This is a genomic window from Nitrospira sp. CMX1, assembly GCF_054902215.1.
This window is the reverse complement of sequence record NZ_JBUBKD010000078.1, coordinates 131,065-146,019: the sequence shown is the minus strand read 5'-3', so window position 1 is coordinate 146,019 and position 14,955 is coordinate 131,065. Positions and strand designations below refer to the sequence as shown.

Annotated in this window: 22 protein-coding genes; 18 read left to right on the top strand and 4 right to left on the bottom strand. The window is 54.6% G+C overall.

The window, feature by feature from the left end; all coding sequences use genetic code 11:
- Window positions 1-14 precede the first annotated feature (14 nt).
- The 4 genes from ACYX34_RS20170 (at window position 15) to ACYX34_RS20155 (ending at window position 1,768) form a co-directional block, all read left to right on the top strand.
- Complete coding sequence (locus ACYX34_RS20170) at window positions 15-488, top strand: ferritin-like domain-containing protein (RefSeq protein ID WP_462078374.1); 474 nt, start codon at window positions 15-17, stop codon at window positions 486-488.
- Window positions 489-565: 77 nt separating this feature from the next.
- A complete protein-coding gene (locus ACYX34_RS20165; protein ID WP_462078373.1) occupies window positions 566-808 on the top strand; it encodes a hypothetical protein in 243 nt (80 codons plus the stop codon).
- 105 nt (window positions 809-913) lie between these two features.
- The gene (locus ACYX34_RS20160) at window positions 914-1,414 is read left to right on the top strand and encodes a hypothetical protein (protein ID WP_462078372.1); all 501 of its coding nucleotides are present in this window, start codon (window positions 914-916) and stop codon (window positions 1,412-1,414) included.
- Window positions 1,415-1,495: 81 nt separating this feature from the next.
- Window positions 1,496-1,768: a hypothetical protein gene (locus ACYX34_RS20155; RefSeq protein WP_462078371.1), complete on the top strand. Its 273-nt coding sequence runs from the start codon at window positions 1,496-1,498 to the stop codon at window positions 1,766-1,768.
- 282 nt (window positions 1,769-2,050) lie between these two features.
- On the opposite strand, the gene ACYX34_RS20150 is transcribed toward ACYX34_RS20155, so the two are convergent.
- Window positions 2,051-2,218 (bottom strand): DUF1328 domain-containing protein, encoded by a 168-nt coding sequence (locus tag ACYX34_RS20150; protein WP_462078370.1) that lies wholly within the window; start codon window positions 2,216-2,218, stop codon window positions 2,051-2,053.
- Between the two features lie 472 nt (window positions 2,219-2,690).
- Here ACYX34_RS20150 and ACYX34_RS20145 point away from each other — a divergent pair, with 472 nt between their 5' ends.
- From ACYX34_RS20145 to ACYX34_RS20135, 3 genes are all read left to right on the top strand, one after another.
- Entirely contained in the window at window positions 2,691-2,999 is a 309-nt protein-coding gene (locus ACYX34_RS20145; protein ID WP_462078369.1) for a hypothetical protein, read from the top strand.
- A gap of 111 nt (window positions 3,000-3,110) precedes the next feature.
- Window positions 3,111-3,677: a hypothetical protein gene (locus ACYX34_RS20140; RefSeq protein WP_462078368.1), complete on the top strand. Its 567-nt coding sequence runs from the start codon at window positions 3,111-3,113 to the stop codon at window positions 3,675-3,677.
- 123 nt (window positions 3,678-3,800) lie between these two features.
- Window positions 3,801-4,892, top strand: coding sequence for an AI-2E family transporter (locus ACYX34_RS20135; protein WP_462078367.1), 1,092 nt, complete (start codon window positions 3,801-3,803; stop codon window positions 4,890-4,892).
- A gap of 43 nt (window positions 4,893-4,935) precedes the next feature.
- On the opposite strand, the gene ACYX34_RS20130 is transcribed toward ACYX34_RS20135, so the two are convergent.
- Complete coding sequence (locus ACYX34_RS20130) at window positions 4,936-5,787, bottom strand: YihY/virulence factor BrkB family protein (protein WP_462078366.1); 852 nt, start codon at window positions 5,785-5,787, stop codon at window positions 4,936-4,938.
- Between the two features lie 194 nt (window positions 5,788-5,981).
- Between ACYX34_RS20130 and ACYX34_RS20125 the strand changes: the two genes are divergently transcribed.
- The 9 genes from ACYX34_RS20125 (at window position 5,982) to ACYX34_RS20085 (ending at window position 11,333) form a co-directional block, all read left to right on the top strand.
- On the top strand, window positions 5,982-6,206 hold the full coding sequence (locus ACYX34_RS20125; protein ID WP_462078365.1) for a CsbD family protein: 225 nt from the start codon (window positions 5,982-5,984) through the stop codon (window positions 6,204-6,206).
- Window positions 6,207-6,373: 167 nt separating this feature from the next.
- A complete protein-coding gene (locus ACYX34_RS20120; RefSeq protein WP_462078364.1) occupies window positions 6,374-6,619 on the top strand; it encodes a DUF2934 domain-containing protein in 246 nt (81 codons plus the stop codon).
- Window positions 6,620-6,734: 115 nt separating this feature from the next.
- Window positions 6,735-7,034 (top strand): hypothetical protein, encoded by a 300-nt coding sequence (locus ACYX34_RS20115; RefSeq protein WP_462078363.1) that lies wholly within the window; start codon window positions 6,735-6,737, stop codon window positions 7,032-7,034.
- Window positions 7,035-7,419: 385 nt separating this feature from the next.
- Window positions 7,420-7,632 (top strand): hypothetical protein, encoded by a 213-nt coding sequence (locus tag ACYX34_RS20110; protein ID WP_462078362.1) that lies wholly within the window; start codon window positions 7,420-7,422, stop codon window positions 7,630-7,632.
- A gap of 579 nt (window positions 7,633-8,211) precedes the next feature.
- Window positions 8,212-8,376, top strand: coding sequence for a DUF1328 domain-containing protein (locus ACYX34_RS20105; RefSeq protein WP_462078361.1), 165 nt, complete (start codon window positions 8,212-8,214; stop codon window positions 8,374-8,376).
- Window positions 8,377-8,632: 256 nt separating this feature from the next.
- Window positions 8,633-9,277 carry a hypothetical protein gene (locus tag ACYX34_RS20100; protein WP_462078360.1) on the top strand — a complete coding sequence of 215 codons (645 nt, stop codon included), beginning with the start codon at window positions 8,633-8,635 and terminating at the stop codon, window positions 9,275-9,277.
- Between the two features lie 491 nt (window positions 9,278-9,768).
- A complete protein-coding gene (locus ACYX34_RS20095) occupies window positions 9,769-9,993 on the top strand; it encodes a CsbD family protein (RefSeq protein ID WP_462078359.1) in 225 nt (74 codons plus the stop codon).
- A gap of 65 nt (window positions 9,994-10,058) precedes the next feature.
- Window positions 10,059-10,613, top strand: coding sequence for a BON domain-containing protein (locus ACYX34_RS20090; RefSeq protein ID WP_462078358.1), 555 nt, complete (start codon window positions 10,059-10,061; stop codon window positions 10,611-10,613).
- A gap of 501 nt (window positions 10,614-11,114) precedes the next feature.
- Window positions 11,115-11,333 (top strand): FAD-dependent oxidoreductase, encoded by a 219-nt coding sequence (locus ACYX34_RS20085; protein WP_462078396.1) that lies wholly within the window; start codon window positions 11,115-11,117, stop codon window positions 11,331-11,333.
- 163 nt (window positions 11,334-11,496) lie between these two features.
- Here the strand turns inward: ACYX34_RS20085 and ACYX34_RS20080 are convergent, their stop codons facing one another.
- On the bottom strand, window positions 11,497-11,952 hold the full coding sequence (locus ACYX34_RS20080) for a hypothetical protein (protein ID WP_462078357.1): 456 nt from the start codon (window positions 11,950-11,952) through the stop codon (window positions 11,497-11,499).
- 160 nt (window positions 11,953-12,112) lie between these two features.
- Window positions 12,113-12,475: a hypothetical protein gene (locus ACYX34_RS20075; RefSeq protein ID WP_462078356.1), complete on the bottom strand. Its 363-nt coding sequence runs from the start codon at window positions 12,473-12,475 to the stop codon at window positions 12,113-12,115.
- Between the two features lie 311 nt (window positions 12,476-12,786).
- On the opposite strand from ACYX34_RS20075, the gene ACYX34_RS20070 reads away from it, so the two are divergent.
- Window positions 12,787-14,148: a cytochrome B6 gene (locus ACYX34_RS20070; protein WP_462078395.1), complete on the top strand. Its 1,362-nt coding sequence runs from the start codon at window positions 12,787-12,789 to the stop codon at window positions 14,146-14,148.
- A 98-nt stretch (window positions 14,149-14,246) separates the two neighbouring features.
- The gene (locus tag ACYX34_RS20065; RefSeq protein ID WP_462078355.1) at window positions 14,247-14,888 is read left to right on the top strand and encodes a superoxide dismutase; all 642 of its coding nucleotides are present in this window, start codon (window positions 14,247-14,249) and stop codon (window positions 14,886-14,888) included.
- Window positions 14,889-14,955 lie beyond the last annotated feature (67 nt).

The window sequence follows — 14,955 nt, the reverse complement described above, 5'->3', positions numbered from 1 at the left end:
TAAAGAGAACTACCGTGATAAGAGATACCGCAACAACAGATGGGAACAAGGCCAACAGGAAGACGGTAATCAGATTGCTGAACGAGGCGCTGGCCACGGAAGTGATCTGCATCCTCCGGTACAAGCGCCATTACTTTATGACCGCCGGGATCAGTGCTCGTCACGTGAAGGCGAGATTTCTCCAGCATGTCACTGAGGAGCGAGCGCATGCTGATCAATTGGTCGAGCGCATTGCCCAGCTTGGAGGCAAGCCGGATTTGTCTCCTGAACGGCTGCTGATCCGGAGCCATGCTGAAGATGTCGAAGGAGAGTCGTTGGTGGAGATGATCACGGCCGATTTGCTTGACGAACGGATCGCGATCGAGAGCTATCGCGCCATGATCGCCGCTATCGGCTCCGATGATCCGACGACCCAGCAGGTCTTGGCGCGGATACTAGCGCAGGAAGAAGCACACGCGGAGAGTCTCGCAGGTCTCTTGAGGGAATGAGCCTGAATGCGAAAGGTTTCAATTTACGGTCGTGCCTGATGCTTCAGGGAAGAGCATTGGGTGCAAAAGGAGGGGCTATGGTTTGCCGACGCTGTCAGGGACTACTAGTCTGTGAAATCTTTGATGATCTGAACATTGAGTCGGGCGCGCTCTACACCGGCACACGCTGCATCAATTGTGGGTGTATCGAGGATGCCATCGTTCGTGTAAATCGCGTCCATCCTGCGGTGAGAACCCGGGTAACTTCGCGCGGGAAGGTGAGGGCGAGGGATGCTGAACACCTCAAGATTCCCGTGGATGCGTATGCATCGATCCGATGAGTGGAAGCTGCGCCAGTGAATGCTCATCTCACACTCGACCAGGCGGGAGGAGGCTGGCAGGATGTGCATGCACACCCCTCTTTCTGATCGTCAGGAGGCATTGACATGAGGGGGGACACCATCAGGCAGCGGGGCCATAAGTTACGGATGCGGGGTGCACAGAGATCGGTCTCCGAGGGGGGGCTGCAGAATGACATCGAGTACTCCCAACCCGAAGTCCTGATGTTTTCTCGTGGGCAGAAATTGCTCTACATGAATGGCCGAGAGTCTGGAGTGACAGGCCGTCTCGACTATGCCGCGCCGCTGCGCGAACTACGGGATGCCATCCAAGCAGGACTGGACCTTCGCAGAGCAGCCAATATCTGGGAGCCTTTCGAATTGAAGCGTGTCCTCTTCGAGGGAAGGCGCAGGATCCTCGTGCGTGGGCTTGGACTGTCAGATCGAAGTCCTCACGACGACTCACGCATTGTCATCGTCATAGAGGAACTTGGCCTTCAGCAGGAGGGCGATGGGCTTGAGAAGCAGATGAAAGTGCTGTCTCAAGAGAGAAGGAATGCAGGCGAATCTGGGACTCGCCGAACAGAGGCCAGATCGAGGAGTGTTTGATGCGTGCGTCTATGTGGAGCGTTCCGACAATGGCAGCTGACAGAAAGTAGAAATACATCTTGCGTTGAGGAGGGAGCCACGATGGAACACCGGGGCAAAGGTATGCCAGATTCATCTCGGACATTGGCGAGCATCGTGACTGGTGAGGACAGTCGGCAGCCCATTCACCGCAGGCCGGCCGGTCTGACGATCAGGGTGCGGGAAATCGATTGTATGTTGGCTGATATCCAGGCGCACATTCAGGTCCTTCGACGGGAGCAGACCCATTTGGGACTGGTGCGGGAAGAGTTGGCCAGCGGCGTAGAAGCCAAGCGGAGCGGGTCGTCACGGAGCAAGACTCTGTTGTCGAAGTAGGCGGCTCTCTTGGTGTCCATAGAGTGTGAGGATCTCCAAGGGGAACGGCATTGGTCTCCAACACTGCGCCGAGAACGGTAATTTGTTCAGGCTGAAGCTTGTCTCGCCCTCGCGGACTTCATCGCCTGTATTGGCAGCTGTTGGCGTGACGTCATGAATGCAGTTGGTGGTGAAGAGTTGATGAAGGGCGGCAATGCACCGCCGCCCCTCTGTGACGAACAACCCTGGCTTACCAACACTCATCGTAGAGTACCGCGCTTGAGTTCAAGCAAATCCTGCCGGTCAGGGCACCCGAACGGAACGATTTGTGAACAAATGAATCGCCAGCAACATGATTCCGATCAAGTACAGAGTCCAGGAAATCTGGACCGCCACCGCGGCTACCCCGGTCAGATTCAAGACGCCGGCAATGACTCCAACCACCAAGAACAGCAGTGCATAGTACAACATATCGAACTCCTTTCAATTTCGAGAATTAGGGAGTCGTCGATGCAACCATCGTTCACACATCTCAACATCTAGAAATCCATCTAACGGATACCATCGACAAAACCGCTTCCGGCCTCAGGCACCAGGAGCCCACCACATCGTACACATGCCATAAGTTCTCCCTGCCTGCTTTTTCGACAGCCATGGATATTGATCATTTGGCAATTGTCTATCGGATGCCTCATGAGACCAGAAAGCTATACTGGACCTTTGACTAGATGGAAGCTGAGCCCAATTGATCAGATTCGGAGAATTCAGGAGGCAGACCATCGCATATGTCACGTCCACTGCAATGTTTGCAAGCTGTACTATTTTGAGCAGATCGCGAATAGGTTTCGGAAGATACTGTGGTCAGGCTTAATCGATATGCGGCATCGTCAGTGGACTGGAAGGCAATACCATGGCAATGGCCATTTTGATGAAGGAATGCATCATGACACTGAGCAAGTGGATGTTCTGTGCGGCGCTCCTCCTGTTCGCCCCCTCGTGGCACGTGGTCTCGGCCCAGGTGTCTGATCCGCTCCCGGTAACGCGTGCGCCTGGAGCCGATACCATCATCGAGCCGAGAATCGCAGCCGGGGCCGTTGAAGATACGTTGAAGGCCTGTATGGCCAGAATACCGAAGGACGCCAGTATCGGTCAGCGTATGATTGCTGAGCAGAGTTGTGGGCGGGATGAACGTGATCGGAACCCCTTCCTAGCCGTCCCCGGAGCGCGGAGCATACGCCATGAACAGCCGTGATCACGTTCGGTTGAAGATGGGTATCCGAGATCATTCGGCGATCTCGGAGCCTTGAGATTCCGCGATGGCCTATCCGTCACTGCGTGGGTATCAGTAGGATGGATCGAACTCGTGATTGGCCTTCGCTCGGCCTGTCTTGATTACCTTCAGGGGCGTGGAAGAGGCGGTGTGCAGAACGTAGGGATCACTGCGGCGATGATCTGGTTTGGGGCGGGAGCCGGAACCATGGTGGTGTTGTATTATGCGGCCAGGCTCTCCTCTGCATGGAGGGCGAGCGGACTCATTGCCGCAAGTCGCTCGGTCGATCGGAGGAGGCTCGCGGGGGCGCCTCTGGACACGCAGATCGCCACGGAATGGACCGACGGCCGCGGCCGGTTGGACGCGTTACTGGCATTGATCGAGGCGCTCGCGGCGTCGCTGGAACAGGAGGTGACGGAACTCAACCGCCTCGATACCTCCGATCCATTATATGAACGCATCGCACCCAGGATGGTGAACCCTACCTTGCGTCGTTTCACCTTCGACCAACGTCTTCGGGATGAGTGCCGCAGGTTGGTTCCTCTGCTGGAGTTCTGTGGCAGGGATCTCGCTGAATCCCAGGGGGGGGTAAACACGAGCGAACAGTTAGTGGCGCTCACCAAAATCAAGGTGGCGTTACAGTCCGCCGAGCGCGGCTGATTCCTGGAATCATATACAATCCTGATGGGTCTGGCGATCTGTCCCAGTTTGCCGACCGCAAGCTGGATCGGGACACATCCTGGGCCTCCCGTTTCAGAAACTGTCCTTGAGTGGGAAACTTTCATGATGCAGCATCAATTGTTTGTGTCGGCGTTCTTTCTCGTTCTCCTTGTGCTGTTCTACCAGATTGCCGTGATCTTTTCCCCCTTTCTTGTCCCTGTCCTGTGGGCCGTCATCATCGCCCGCATGAGCAATGGCCTGTACGTGAAATTGGTCCATCTTCTTCGGGGACGAGACACACTGGCGGCAGGTCTGCTGACATGTGCGACCATGTTCCTCGTCGTCTTCCCGATCGTGTCTCTGACTTTTCTGCTTGTTCAGGAAACGACGATGGCCTTCCGAAGAGTGGCGGAATGGGTCCAGGCCGGTGGGATGAAACAGCTCCCTGAGTACCTCGGCAAGATTCCGCTGGTTGGGCGGTTGATCCAGGAACAGTTACGGACTTTCGTCCTGGCGGGAAGTGGGTACGAAGGCTCGATCGCGGAGGGGACGAAAACAGTGGGCACGTTTTTGTTGATACAGATCTCTGGCCTTGCGCGTGATGCCTTCTCACTGACGATCGACTTGTCCATTATGCTCTTCACTCTGTTTTTCTTTTATAAGGACGGTAGAGGATTATTTTGGCGGCTGTATTATCTCCTGCCCCTCGAAGAGCGACATAAAGAGAAAGTATTCAATCGGCTCAACAGCGCCATGGCGGCCGTTGTCAAGGGGGTGCTTGCGACCTCGTTCATGCAGGCCGTCTTAGCAGGAGGCGCCTATTTCGTCCTCGGTGTCCCATTTGCATTGGTGCTGGCGGCGATCACCGCACTGTTTTCTCTCTTGCCATTCGGCGGGACCGCCTTGGTCTGGGTGCCGGTCGCGGGGTATCTCTTTGTGTCCGGACCGATCTGGAAGGGAATTGCGATGCTCGTGTGGGGTGGTCTCGTGGTCGCACTTGTCGATAATGTGTTCGCACCCTTATTCATCGGACACGAGATGCAGCTCGCGCCGCTCTTTCTCTTTTTCAGTATCGTCGGAGGACTTGCGGCCTATGGGTTTATTGGTGTGTTTCTTGGCCCCATCTTATTGGCGATCCTGCTCACGGCGATTCACATCTATGAGGAGGAATATCAAACGAACAGGCCTCTCCCCAAGACCGAAACGGGCATCTGAAGGAAAGGAAGATCAGACGACGGCCATCCCTCCGTCATCATGCTCATGTGTGGGAGGGGATGATTCTGAGAGGAGTGATTCGTGAGCCGTACTCATGAGCATACACACAGGTCAATTCGGCGCCCCAAAAGAAAATCAAGGCGGAATAGTACACCCAGGCCAAAATGATCATGAGGGAGGAGGCGGCTCCATACATTGAGGCCATCGCCGTTGAGCCGAGATAGAGGCCGATGACCCACTTCCCGATCAGAAAGAGCGTGCCGCTTGCCACAGCCCCGAGCCAGACATCCATCCAGGCGATATACCCGTCCGGGAGTACCTTGAACATCAGGGCGAAGAGCAATGTGATTACCGGCAACGAGACAGCCACGTCCACGAATATCAGGATCATCTGAGGCCCGGGTACGGTCTGAAGAATAAATTTACTCAAGGCCGTCAGAAAGGTACTCAGGATGAGTGACATCAGAAGAAGCAAGCCGGTGCCGAGCACGAGCATGAACGGCAAGATTCGACTCTTGATTGCGCCCCACAGTGCGGCATTCTTCTTCGGCGTCATTCGCCATATGAGATTGAAGGCCTCCTGAAGTTCACTAAACATTCCCATCGAAACGACGACCAAGGTGATCAGGCTGACGGCCGTAGGGATGGTGCCCTGCACTGGCTGGCTGGCGCTCGCCAGCATGTCGGCAATGGCGTCGGCCCCGGGTGCTCCAACCAAGTCTTTGAGCTGACCGAGCACTTCGTTCTGCACGACGTTCTCATCCACCACCAACCCGGCAACGGTCACGGCAATGGTCAACAGTGGGGCAAGGGAAAACAGGGTGTAGAAGGATAAGGCCGCGCTCAACCGCAACACATTGTCGTCCCACCATTTCATGCCGGTTGTCTTTGCCATTCTCACGAGCCAGCGGAACTTCATGCTCCATTCTAGTTGGGTTTATCCTCATTGGGAAGCTCACGGGAACTGTGGTCGAACACATTGAGCAATTTTGACCAGATCTCCTCCTGGGTTCATGCCAGAATTTTCCCCCAGGCAAACAGAGGGCATTGGTCCCGAGGGTCCACGCTGTCACGCAGGAGGGAGGCATCATGAACGCCGATCAACTCAAGGGGAAATGGAAACAGTTCAAGGGCGAACTGAAAGAGAAGTGGGGCAAGTTTACCGATGACGACTTGCAGCAGATCGAAGGGAATTACGAGAAGTTCGTCGGCAAAGCTCAGGAGCGGTATGGGGATAAGAAAGATGAGCTGATGAAGTGGGCGGACCAGTGGCATCAGAAGTCACCGCCGGATGATATCAAGACCAGGATGTAGGGGCGCGATTGGGGGAAAGATCGCGTGAAGTATGGGGACGAATGACCTCACAGTGAAAGAGGAGTCCTAGGGTTTCAATCATACAACACCCTGCCCGCCGTTCGGCGAACATGACCCACGGGTGGTGTCGGCGGACCATAGCGCACAGGGTTTTACTAAGGAGGTGCATGATGAAGGAGATGACTCTCAGTCGAACCACCGCGCAACCAACGGAGGTGACATCCTACGCCAGTTCGGCCGGTGCGAAGACCGGTCAGATGATGCAAGCGTTTAAACGAGCTGGGGTTGATCACCACCACATTGCGCAACGTGCCTATGAACTGTATGAGCAACGGGGCCGGCAGGACGGCCAGGATTTGGAAGACTGGTTGAAAGCGGAAGATGAACTGGCTGGCTCTGTCAGCCGCAAGTGATGAGGGTCATAACAGCATAGAGGTACGTTACGAAAGAGTTCTGCGAATGCCAGGTGCGCGGAAAGGCTTGGTTCATGTGACGAATATTCCTGCGTGCCTATTATGAGGAGCTGAAATGAACATACGAATTATTATTACGCTGTTCATGTTTCTGTCCCTCGTGAGTGTTCCTCTGTCTGCTCAGCATCTCTGTGAAGACTGTCTGAATGAGGCGAAGCACCTTCTAGCGCAGTGTCTTGAGGGCGCCATCAGTGAAGAGGATAAGAAGTCTTGTGTGGAGAGGCAGCAGGCACGATCGAAAGGTTGCGAGAGTAGCCAGTGCATGACGGAGCGAGACGCGCGCAAGATGGACAAGTCGGTTGAACAGAAGTCTCAGGGTGGGGGGCAGGTGAAAGAAGAGCGACGAGAGCGATGAGGGTTGAGATGAGCGCGCTTTTGCCATGGGGGAGACTCATCGTTGGATTTGAGTCATGGCATGGTATGCCGGGCGGCGGAGAACAGGCCACACTGTCGATTCGAGCCTCACTCCCGATGCCAAAGTGATCTCTGGTCTGGCAAACTATCCGTATCCTCTTGGGGAACTGCCGAATCTTTTGGTAACCGAGGGTGCAAGGGCTCGCTGGATACCATTCACAGCATCCCCGTCACGAAGGATGGGCCCGGCTTCCATGTGGGTCAAGCTCGTCCTTCCCGCCACAGGAATTTCTTCCCTGCTGAGCAATTGTGACCAGACAGGCATCGGGCGTCTTGGCATACTGTTCATTAATAGTCGCTGCTGTCTTAGTCGAGGAGGTGGCATCATGACTTGTCGAGTTGCCCGTTCGTATCAACACTTCATCCAGATGGAGCCGGTCCCCTGCTCTGAATGTGGGTCGACCTATCTGGATGTACGTGTGGCCTCAGGGACTCTAGGGCCGCATCTGTGTCCGATCTGCGCCCAGTCCTTGGGCCCGCACGTCGTGTTTTCCATCCATGCGTCGCGTGTGCCGATGAGACATCAACAGGTCGCCTGAATCGGATTCGCCGAGAACCGGGCATCATCAGAGAAACGAGGAGCCACGAGCCTGCGGTTTTCCTAAGGCGAGAGCCGTGATACTCCAGTAAGTGTGACGGCAGTGCGACCATACAGGTAGAAGGAGGATGTATGCGCTGTCAACGCTGTCGGGGACTAATGGTATGCGAAACCTTTGATGAACTGAACATCGCAACACACTCTCTGTACTCCGCGGCACGCTGTATCAATTGTGGATGTATCGAGGATGCCGTCATTCGTGCGAATCGTTTCCGCCGTTCGGTGCGAACACGGGTGGTCCCGCGTAAGAGAGTCAGGAAGGGCGACGTTGCGTGCATCAAGGTTCACTCGGAAGAGTATGCATCGATCACCTGAATCGCCGAACTATGGAATTGACGAGTCTGGGACCTGGAGAAATTCCAGCTTGCCCATGGCCTCAAGTCGTCGCGGGTCGAATAAAAATGGGAAAGAAAGACGGAGTCTATTCACGAGGGCGATCATCCGTCGTGACGGCTGAAGGATCTTCACTGATGGGAATCCAGGCAGATCACGCACCTCACTTTAACCAGGAGGAAACGCCATGCTTAGCTGGGCTGTCACATTTCTTGTCGTTGCCATTATTGCAGGAGTCTTAGGACTCTCCGGGGTGGCCGGGACTGCGACCAACATCGCCTATGTCCTGTTTGTCATCTTCGTGATTCTTGCGCTGGTCGGCTTTCTTACGGGTCGTAAGCCAACTGCCTAGTGGCTGTTTGCGAGTATACCGAAGCCTTGCGTTGTTCACGCACTGAGGTGGTGATGGTGTGTCATACGTGCCTGGCCTAGCCTGATGGCGTTGTCACTTGAACTCCCGTTTGGCAGACTGGGCAGTATGACAACCACAACACCCAACGACCAATGTCATCGCGTTCCCTCAGCAATCATCAGCCATGCCATCTGGCTCTATCATCGATTGCGTGTTATAGACAGCCATCTTGGATAACTCGAAACCGGAGTGTGCCATGCCTCTGTTCTGTCGTCTTATTTCCCGTCAGCGGCTCGGAATACGGGGTGCGCTTCTGTGCCTGGCGGCGAGTGCGGCCTTTCATCCACCTGTTCTGGCCGGAGGCTTGGATCAACTTTCTGACCTGACCGACAAAGCAGCTCGCGCCGTCGTCACCCTTCAGGTTCGCGACAACTTCAACAGCGAGTATGTGTACGATGTGAGCGTGAAGAACGTATCGTCCGAGTCGTTGGTGGGAGAGTCGCTCATCATCGTTCTTGACAAAATTACCAATATCGGCGGCAACGAATGGATGACAGGCACGAGCGAATCAAACCTGACACGCATGGAGATTCTGGGACAGGATGGCGAAACAGACGACGGCAAACCGTACTTTCGGATTCCTCGTGGATCCGATCCAGATTTACCGCCCTATACCGAAAGTAGTCCTGCGAGCGTGCGGATTCGTAACAAGGACTATCTCATTGTGTTCACCCCGGTGTTTCGTGTGTATGGAATGAAACGGCCGCCCGTTTCATCGAAAGCGAAGGAACGGGTGTCGCCATTGCCTCCAGCCAAGACCCTTGCCGATAAGCTCATTCAGCTGCTCATCCAGAAAGGCGTGCTCTCGGAAGAAGAAGGACGCGAGCTCTATCAGCAGTAATCTGTCGGGCAGCGAGTGACACAACTGGTTCGTGCTTGCAATTCAATAGACTGATCAATTGGGAGCAGATTGTGAGTCGCGCTCAGCTTGACTCTGACTCCTCAGACTCGATCGCCGCGTCTCACAAGCTTGCGGCTGTGCGGATCGTGTTCTCTGAACCGAACCGGTTTCGTACGTGCCTCTTGTGTTCCACGGGGCATTCTCGAGCTGATAGAGCCCTACTGAAGAATGACATAAGCCATACAGCCTGAGTCTGCGAGCGGTTGACTGCTCAATTCAGAAGGGTATCCAGGCGGGCCAGACGACAACACCGACGCGAGGGGAGTGTCTTATGCGACCTCATCATTCATCTCTTGCTCCATGATCAATTGTGATCAGACCGCCGCCGGTCTTCTCGTCATAATGGCTTGTACGGAGGGAGGTGTCGATGTACCAGGGCAGATTGATACGGACATGGAGATAGAGATGCATAAACACAGGAGGGAGACGGTATGAATGCAGAGCAACTCAAGGGAAAGTGGATGCAGTTTAAAGGGGAACTCAAAGAGAAATATGGCAAGTTCACCGATGACGACTTGAAGCAAATCGAAGGCAATTACGAAAAATTTGTCGGCAAAGCCCAGGAACGGTATGGCGATAAAAAGGATGCCCTCATGAAATGGGCGGATGAGTGGCATGAGAAGCCTGCACCGAAACTCGTGGGGAAGGGCCGATAGCCACGCTGAATGGATGCTATTCACGAAAGACTGACGAACCACGTTAGATTGCGCTCAAGGAGAACATGATGAACACACGCTCGATAGAGACACTGTGCACGGCTCTGGTTTTCGGTGGGCTATTAATCGCTGGATCGGTGTATGCGCTTGACAAGGCCAATGAAAAGACCCCGATCAACGACACATGGCTGACGGCGAAAACCAAAATCGCTCTGGCTGCTGATAGTCGTGTCAAAGGAAGACAGATCGATGTCGAGACCTCGCAGGGTGTGGTATTGCTTCGCGGCAAGGTGGACTCTGATGCAGCCAAGCAGGCATCGGCGGACATCGCCAAAATGCTTGATGGGGTCAAAAGTGTGAAGAACGACCTTGAGGTCGTCGCTCCAGCGGCACGCGAAGCGGTGGAGGAGAAAGATGATGCTATTACGACACATGTGAAGGAACAGATTGCGAGAGATGCAGATCTGAAGAAAGCTAATATTGCCGTTCAGACCAACGCAGGAGTCGTCTCGCTGACCGGAGAAGTTCGGGACCTCATGACCAGCGGTAATGCGTCTTGGACTGCCCGGCAGATTGCCGGCGTAAAGTCTGTGAAGAATGATCTCACGGTGAAGGAGTAGGCCGAGAGGTTTAAGCAGAGAGATTGGGCCAGCCCTCAAGGCCGGCCCAATCAATCCATGCCTAGAATGATGTGGGAAAACCATTGCTGCTTGATGCAGCGAAGAAACGGGGGCTACGTCTCTACGACCGCTCCGAGGTATCCAAGGTGGAGCCGTCCGGTGACGGTGTCGTTCTGGACCTGGGGTCCGGCTCTCGAATCAACGGCAACGAGTCGTGTTTGCGACGGGCTACGAATCCCAGCAATACCTCAAACAGAATGTCGGCGTCCTCAAGAGCACGTTCGCATTCATTAGTGAGCCGTGTGACAGTTTTGAGGGGTGGCCAGACCGCTCACTGATATGGGAATCGGCGCGGCCCTATTTGTATCTTCGGACCACATCAGACAACAGAGCAATCGTAGGCGGCGGAGATGTGCCCTATGCCACGGCTCACAAGAGTGATCAGCTGATTGCCAGGAAGACCCGAACACTACAGCGTCGCTTTTCCGACATGTTTCACGAATCGATCTGGAGGTCTCATACACATGGGCAGGCACGTTCGGCGAGACTAAGGACGGCTTGGCGTACATCGGCCAGACCCCGGAATTTCTTCATGCCTATTTCGCGCTCGGCTACGGCGGCAAGGGCATTACGTTTAGTGTCATTGCGGCGAAGATCATCACCGACCTTCATCTGGGTCGACCGAATCCCGATGCTGAGATCTTCCGGTTTGATCGATGAATAACGAGGCCAGCATTGCTTAGCGAGCCGACAGGTCGGTACGCGTATGACGTAGCGACCTGTCGGCGTTCACCTGGGCAAGGGCTACTGCTCCATTAGGCCACTGTGACGTGAGTCAAGTGAGGAGTCAGCCGCACAGCCGGTTTCACTCCCGTGACCGGCGTCAGTTTGTTGAGCCGAGCGAACCGCGACCCTCTTTTTTTCCATGCTCCGCATCAGTTTTTGGTAGCGAGCGAATCGATAGCGCGTGATTCTGTGCGTTTACCGTTGCCTCGATGCGATCACTCTTCTGGATTTCTCCAACCATCTTGGTTGTTTTATCGGTATGCAAACGTACTTCTTTGCCGCCCTTCACCTTGACGAAATAGTTCCCGTCTTTGACGCGGACCAGTTCGCCTGTGATCGTCTTGGCGTCTTCTACGCGGGTACTTCCCTTCTGATCGTCCACGTTCTTTTGCTTGTCATCATCGGATTGGAAGCCTTGCCGATCAGATTGGGAGTCAGTCTTCATCACGTCTGAAGCCGAAGGTGAATGTTCGGCCTGCGCCGCATTCGATAGCCCGAGACACAGCAACAATCCGCACGACAGGATGCCGACGAGTTTTGGAATGGATAACATTGGAGCCTCCCTGGACACATGTATCACGCGTATCCAATTTTGTGTGCTGAGTAATTCTGGCCAGATGTCTGCCATGCTCCTCGTCATACTGAGCCAAGACGAGAAGCTTGGAACGGACATGGCCAAAGCGATAATTGCCCTGTCTGGTTACAGAACAGCGTCAGTGGGAGATGGGTGCGTCCGTAAGAAAGGACAGAGCGTGACCCTTTGCATCTACTTTTGCAAGAACATGTTCCCCCACTTTAGGAGTCATTTTGGAGTTCCTTTCAGTACTGGCATTCACATGCATGCGCACTTCAGCTCCAGATGATTCTCTCACGACATAGTTCTCACCATCGATCTTTACGATTTCGCCCTTGACCTCCTTGCCGGCTACAAACCTGTCTTTATCATCCACGGTCCATATCTTTCCGCCCGAATGGCCTGTGTTGAACTGGTCTGCGGAGAACGCGACGGTCGACACACCTAGACACAGGAAGAAACTGCACGACAGGACACCGACGATTTTTGGAATGGATACCATTTGGAACCTCCTTGGATAGATAGACAACTCGCTTAAAGGTAAGGATACGCGCTTCGGGTTTTGCGTACTGAGCAATTCTGAACAGACTCCTGCAATGGTTCTCGTCATAGTCAACTGAGACGCCTTCTATGTTCCGAACCGACCAGACGGTTGGGATTTTTGGGAAAACTATTTCTGAGCGTCTGAGCAATTACCATCCGACTGCACGCATGAGGCTGTCAATGGCCGAGGAGGGGATCGTGAACATACCGTATGTGATTGCACTCTATGCCGCTCTGCTCGTCGGCGCCACGCTCACCGTGGCACCTGTGATCGTTTCGGGCAAGGGCTCAGAGAAGACCCCGAACGTGCAAGAGGTACAACGGAAGGGGACGAGCTATGCTCCCGTTGATCTCAAGGAGGACATTGCCACAGTCATCGCGCGCATGAAAGCCGCAAAGCCAGAAGTCATGAAGCGGCAGACGGATTTGCTCAAGGAGCGGTACGACCTCGCAAACCGCCCGGCCAAAGATGTCACCATGTCCCGCGGTAAACCCATCCAGGAGGGAGTACGAGTTGCCCTTCCGAAGGGAATGACCTGGGAAAACCTTCAGGCCATGAGCCCGGAAGAGATCCGGGAGAAGGATGTTTTTCCTGGTGGATTCTTTCCGCTTCCGCATCCCAACCATCCTGAAGGAGGGATGGTGTTCCCCCAGTTCCACATCGAAGAGATTCAGAAGCAGGAGGGCCGTGATCTCACTCGTTTCGATCTGGACTTCGACTTGCCGGCCCATTTGTTGCCGGAGTTCCCGCCGCCCATCTACCTGACGACACGCCCCGATCTCGGTGACGTGTCCCAGGGCACATTGGTGACCATCGACAACTTTTATGAATTCTTCAACGGGATTCTGAATCCGAAACAGCTTGAGGGCTTACGGTTGCTCGTCACGACGTTCCCGCAACAGCAGTTCAACCAGACGGAAGACCGTCGTACCGTCCGTCCTAGCCGTGGCGTCACCTGCTTCGAGTGCCATGCGAACGGCCACACGAACGCCAGTACGCACCTGGCCGGAGATGTCCGCCCGCAGGAGTTTCGTCATCGCATTGATACGCCAACGTTACGCGGCGTCAACATCCAGCGGCTGTTCGGCTCGCAGCGAGTGTTGAAGACAGTGGAGGATTTCACGGAGTTTGAGCAGCGCGGCGCCTACTTCGACGGTGATCATGTGATCGGGGCAAAAAAAGGGGCCAATGTTCTCGATCGGGGGAGCCAGGTGCACTTCATGGCAGAGTTTCAGGAACTCCTGGACTTTCCACCGGCACCCAAGCTGGGGATCGACGGCAAATTGAGTCCCTTCAAAGCCACAGCGGCTGAGAAGCGAGGGGAAATGCTGTTCTTTGGAAAAGCGACCTGCGCCGGTTGCCATCAAGCGCCCTATTACACGGACAATTCCATGCACAATCTGAAGGTGGAACGCTTTTATAAGCCACGAATGATCAATGGCCGCATGGCGAGCGCCGATGGCCCCATCAAGACGTTTCCCTTGCGAGGCATCAAGGATTCGCCACCGTACTTGCATGATGGGAGGTTACTGACCTTAGAGGATACCGTGGAGTTCTTCAATCTTGTGTTAGGGACCCAGTTGACGGCGGATGAGAAGCAGGATTTGCTGGCATTCCTCCGCGTGCTCTGATGCCAGCAGGGAGAAGCCGGTTCATTGTGGCTAGAGGGGAAGCAGAGAAAGCAATGACAGGACCTTCTGAGCAATCAAATGAACACTGGAGGTGGCACATGAAGCTCGGAGACTCCTACGACGTCAAGTCGTTCGACTTGCACGGGCTGGTCGGGATTTCTGATCGAACGCTCGAGGTGCATCTCAAGCTGTACGAGGGCTATGTGAAGGCCGCGAACCAGCTCACGGCCCAGATCGGCGAGATGCTCAAAGATGGACGGATCGATCAAGAGGAAATGCCGGCTTATTCCGAGCTGACCAGACGGCTGGGATTTGAATACAACGGGATGGTCTTGCACGAATATTACTTTGAGAATTTGACCACAGGCGGAGCCAGAAATCCCGAGCGAGGCTCTGCTTTTGTGAAAGCTGTAGAAGACAGTTTCGGCACCTATGACCTGTGGAAATTGGACTTTTCCAGCGTGGGGAAGATGCGAGGAGTGGGCTGGGCCATCTGTTATGTGAATCCACACAGTGGCCGACTCTCGAATCACTGGATCAGCCTGCATGAAAACGGGAATGTCGCCGGTTTCATTCCCGTTCTCGTGATGGATGTGTGGGAGCACGCTTATCTCCTCGACTACAAGCCTTCAGAGAGGGCGTCCTATATTGAGGCTTTCTTTGCGAACATCGATTGGAAGTCTGTGGACAAGCGGCTCCAGCTGTGCGAGCGGGTTTGGAAGGAGGCAGTCCGAGGATAACCGGAACGCCTTGGGCAATTCGTGATCGACCTAATTGAAACGGGGACACTCCCCGGGAGGAGGAAAC

Coding starts and splice junctions, on each gene's coding strand:
- ACYX34_RS20130 (WP_462078366.1), bottom strand. CDS start 5,787: ATGGCAAAGACAACCGGCATGAAATGGTGGGACGACAATGTGTTGCGG.
- ACYX34_RS20145 (WP_462078369.1), top strand. CDS start 2,691: ATGACACTGAGCAAGTGGATGTTCTGTGCGGCGCTCCTCCTGTTCGCC.
- ACYX34_RS20065 (WP_462078355.1), top strand. CDS start 14,247: ATGAAGCTCGGAGACTCCTACGACGTCAAGTCGTTCGACTTGCACGGG.
- ACYX34_RS20095 (WP_462078359.1), top strand. CDS start 9,769: ATGAATGCAGAGCAACTCAAGGGAAAGTGGATGCAGTTTAAAGGGGAA.
- ACYX34_RS20080 (WP_462078357.1), bottom strand. CDS start 11,952: ATGTTATCCATTCCAAAACTCGTCGGCATCCTGTCGTGCGGATTGTTG.
- ACYX34_RS20120 (WP_462078364.1), top strand. CDS start 6,374: ATGATGAAGGAGATGACTCTCAGTCGAACCACCGCGCAACCAACGGAG.
- ACYX34_RS20100 (WP_462078360.1), top strand. CDS start 8,633: ATGCCTCTGTTCTGTCGTCTTATTTCCCGTCAGCGGCTCGGAATACGG.
- ACYX34_RS20075 (WP_462078356.1), bottom strand. CDS start 12,475: ATGGTATCCATTCCAAAAATCGTCGGTGTCCTGTCGTGCAGTTTCTTC.
- ACYX34_RS20155 (WP_462078371.1), top strand. CDS start 1,496: ATGGAACACCGGGGCAAAGGTATGCCAGATTCATCTCGGACATTGGCG.
- ACYX34_RS20105 (WP_462078361.1), top strand. CDS start 8,212: ATGCTTAGCTGGGCTGTCACATTTCTTGTCGTTGCCATTATTGCAGGA.
- ACYX34_RS20090 (WP_462078358.1), top strand. CDS start 10,059: ATGATGAACACACGCTCGATAGAGACACTGTGCACGGCTCTGGTTTTC.
- ACYX34_RS20115 (WP_462078363.1), top strand. CDS start 6,735: ATGAACATACGAATTATTATTACGCTGTTCATGTTTCTGTCCCTCGTG.
- ACYX34_RS20160 (WP_462078372.1), top strand. CDS start 914: ATGAGGGGGGACACCATCAGGCAGCGGGGCCATAAGTTACGGATGCGG.
- ACYX34_RS20150 (WP_462078370.1), bottom strand. CDS start 2,218: ATGTTGTACTATGCACTGCTGTTCTTGGTGGTTGGAGTCATTGCCGGC.
- ACYX34_RS20125 (WP_462078365.1), top strand. CDS start 5,982: ATGAACGCCGATCAACTCAAGGGGAAATGGAAACAGTTCAAGGGCGAA.
- ACYX34_RS20165 (WP_462078373.1), top strand. CDS start 566: ATGGTTTGCCGACGCTGTCAGGGACTACTAGTCTGTGAAATCTTTGAT.
- ACYX34_RS20135 (WP_462078367.1), top strand. CDS start 3,801: ATGATGCAGCATCAATTGTTTGTGTCGGCGTTCTTTCTCGTTCTCCTT.
- ACYX34_RS20110 (WP_462078362.1), top strand. CDS start 7,420: ATGACTTGTCGAGTTGCCCGTTCGTATCAACACTTCATCCAGATGGAG.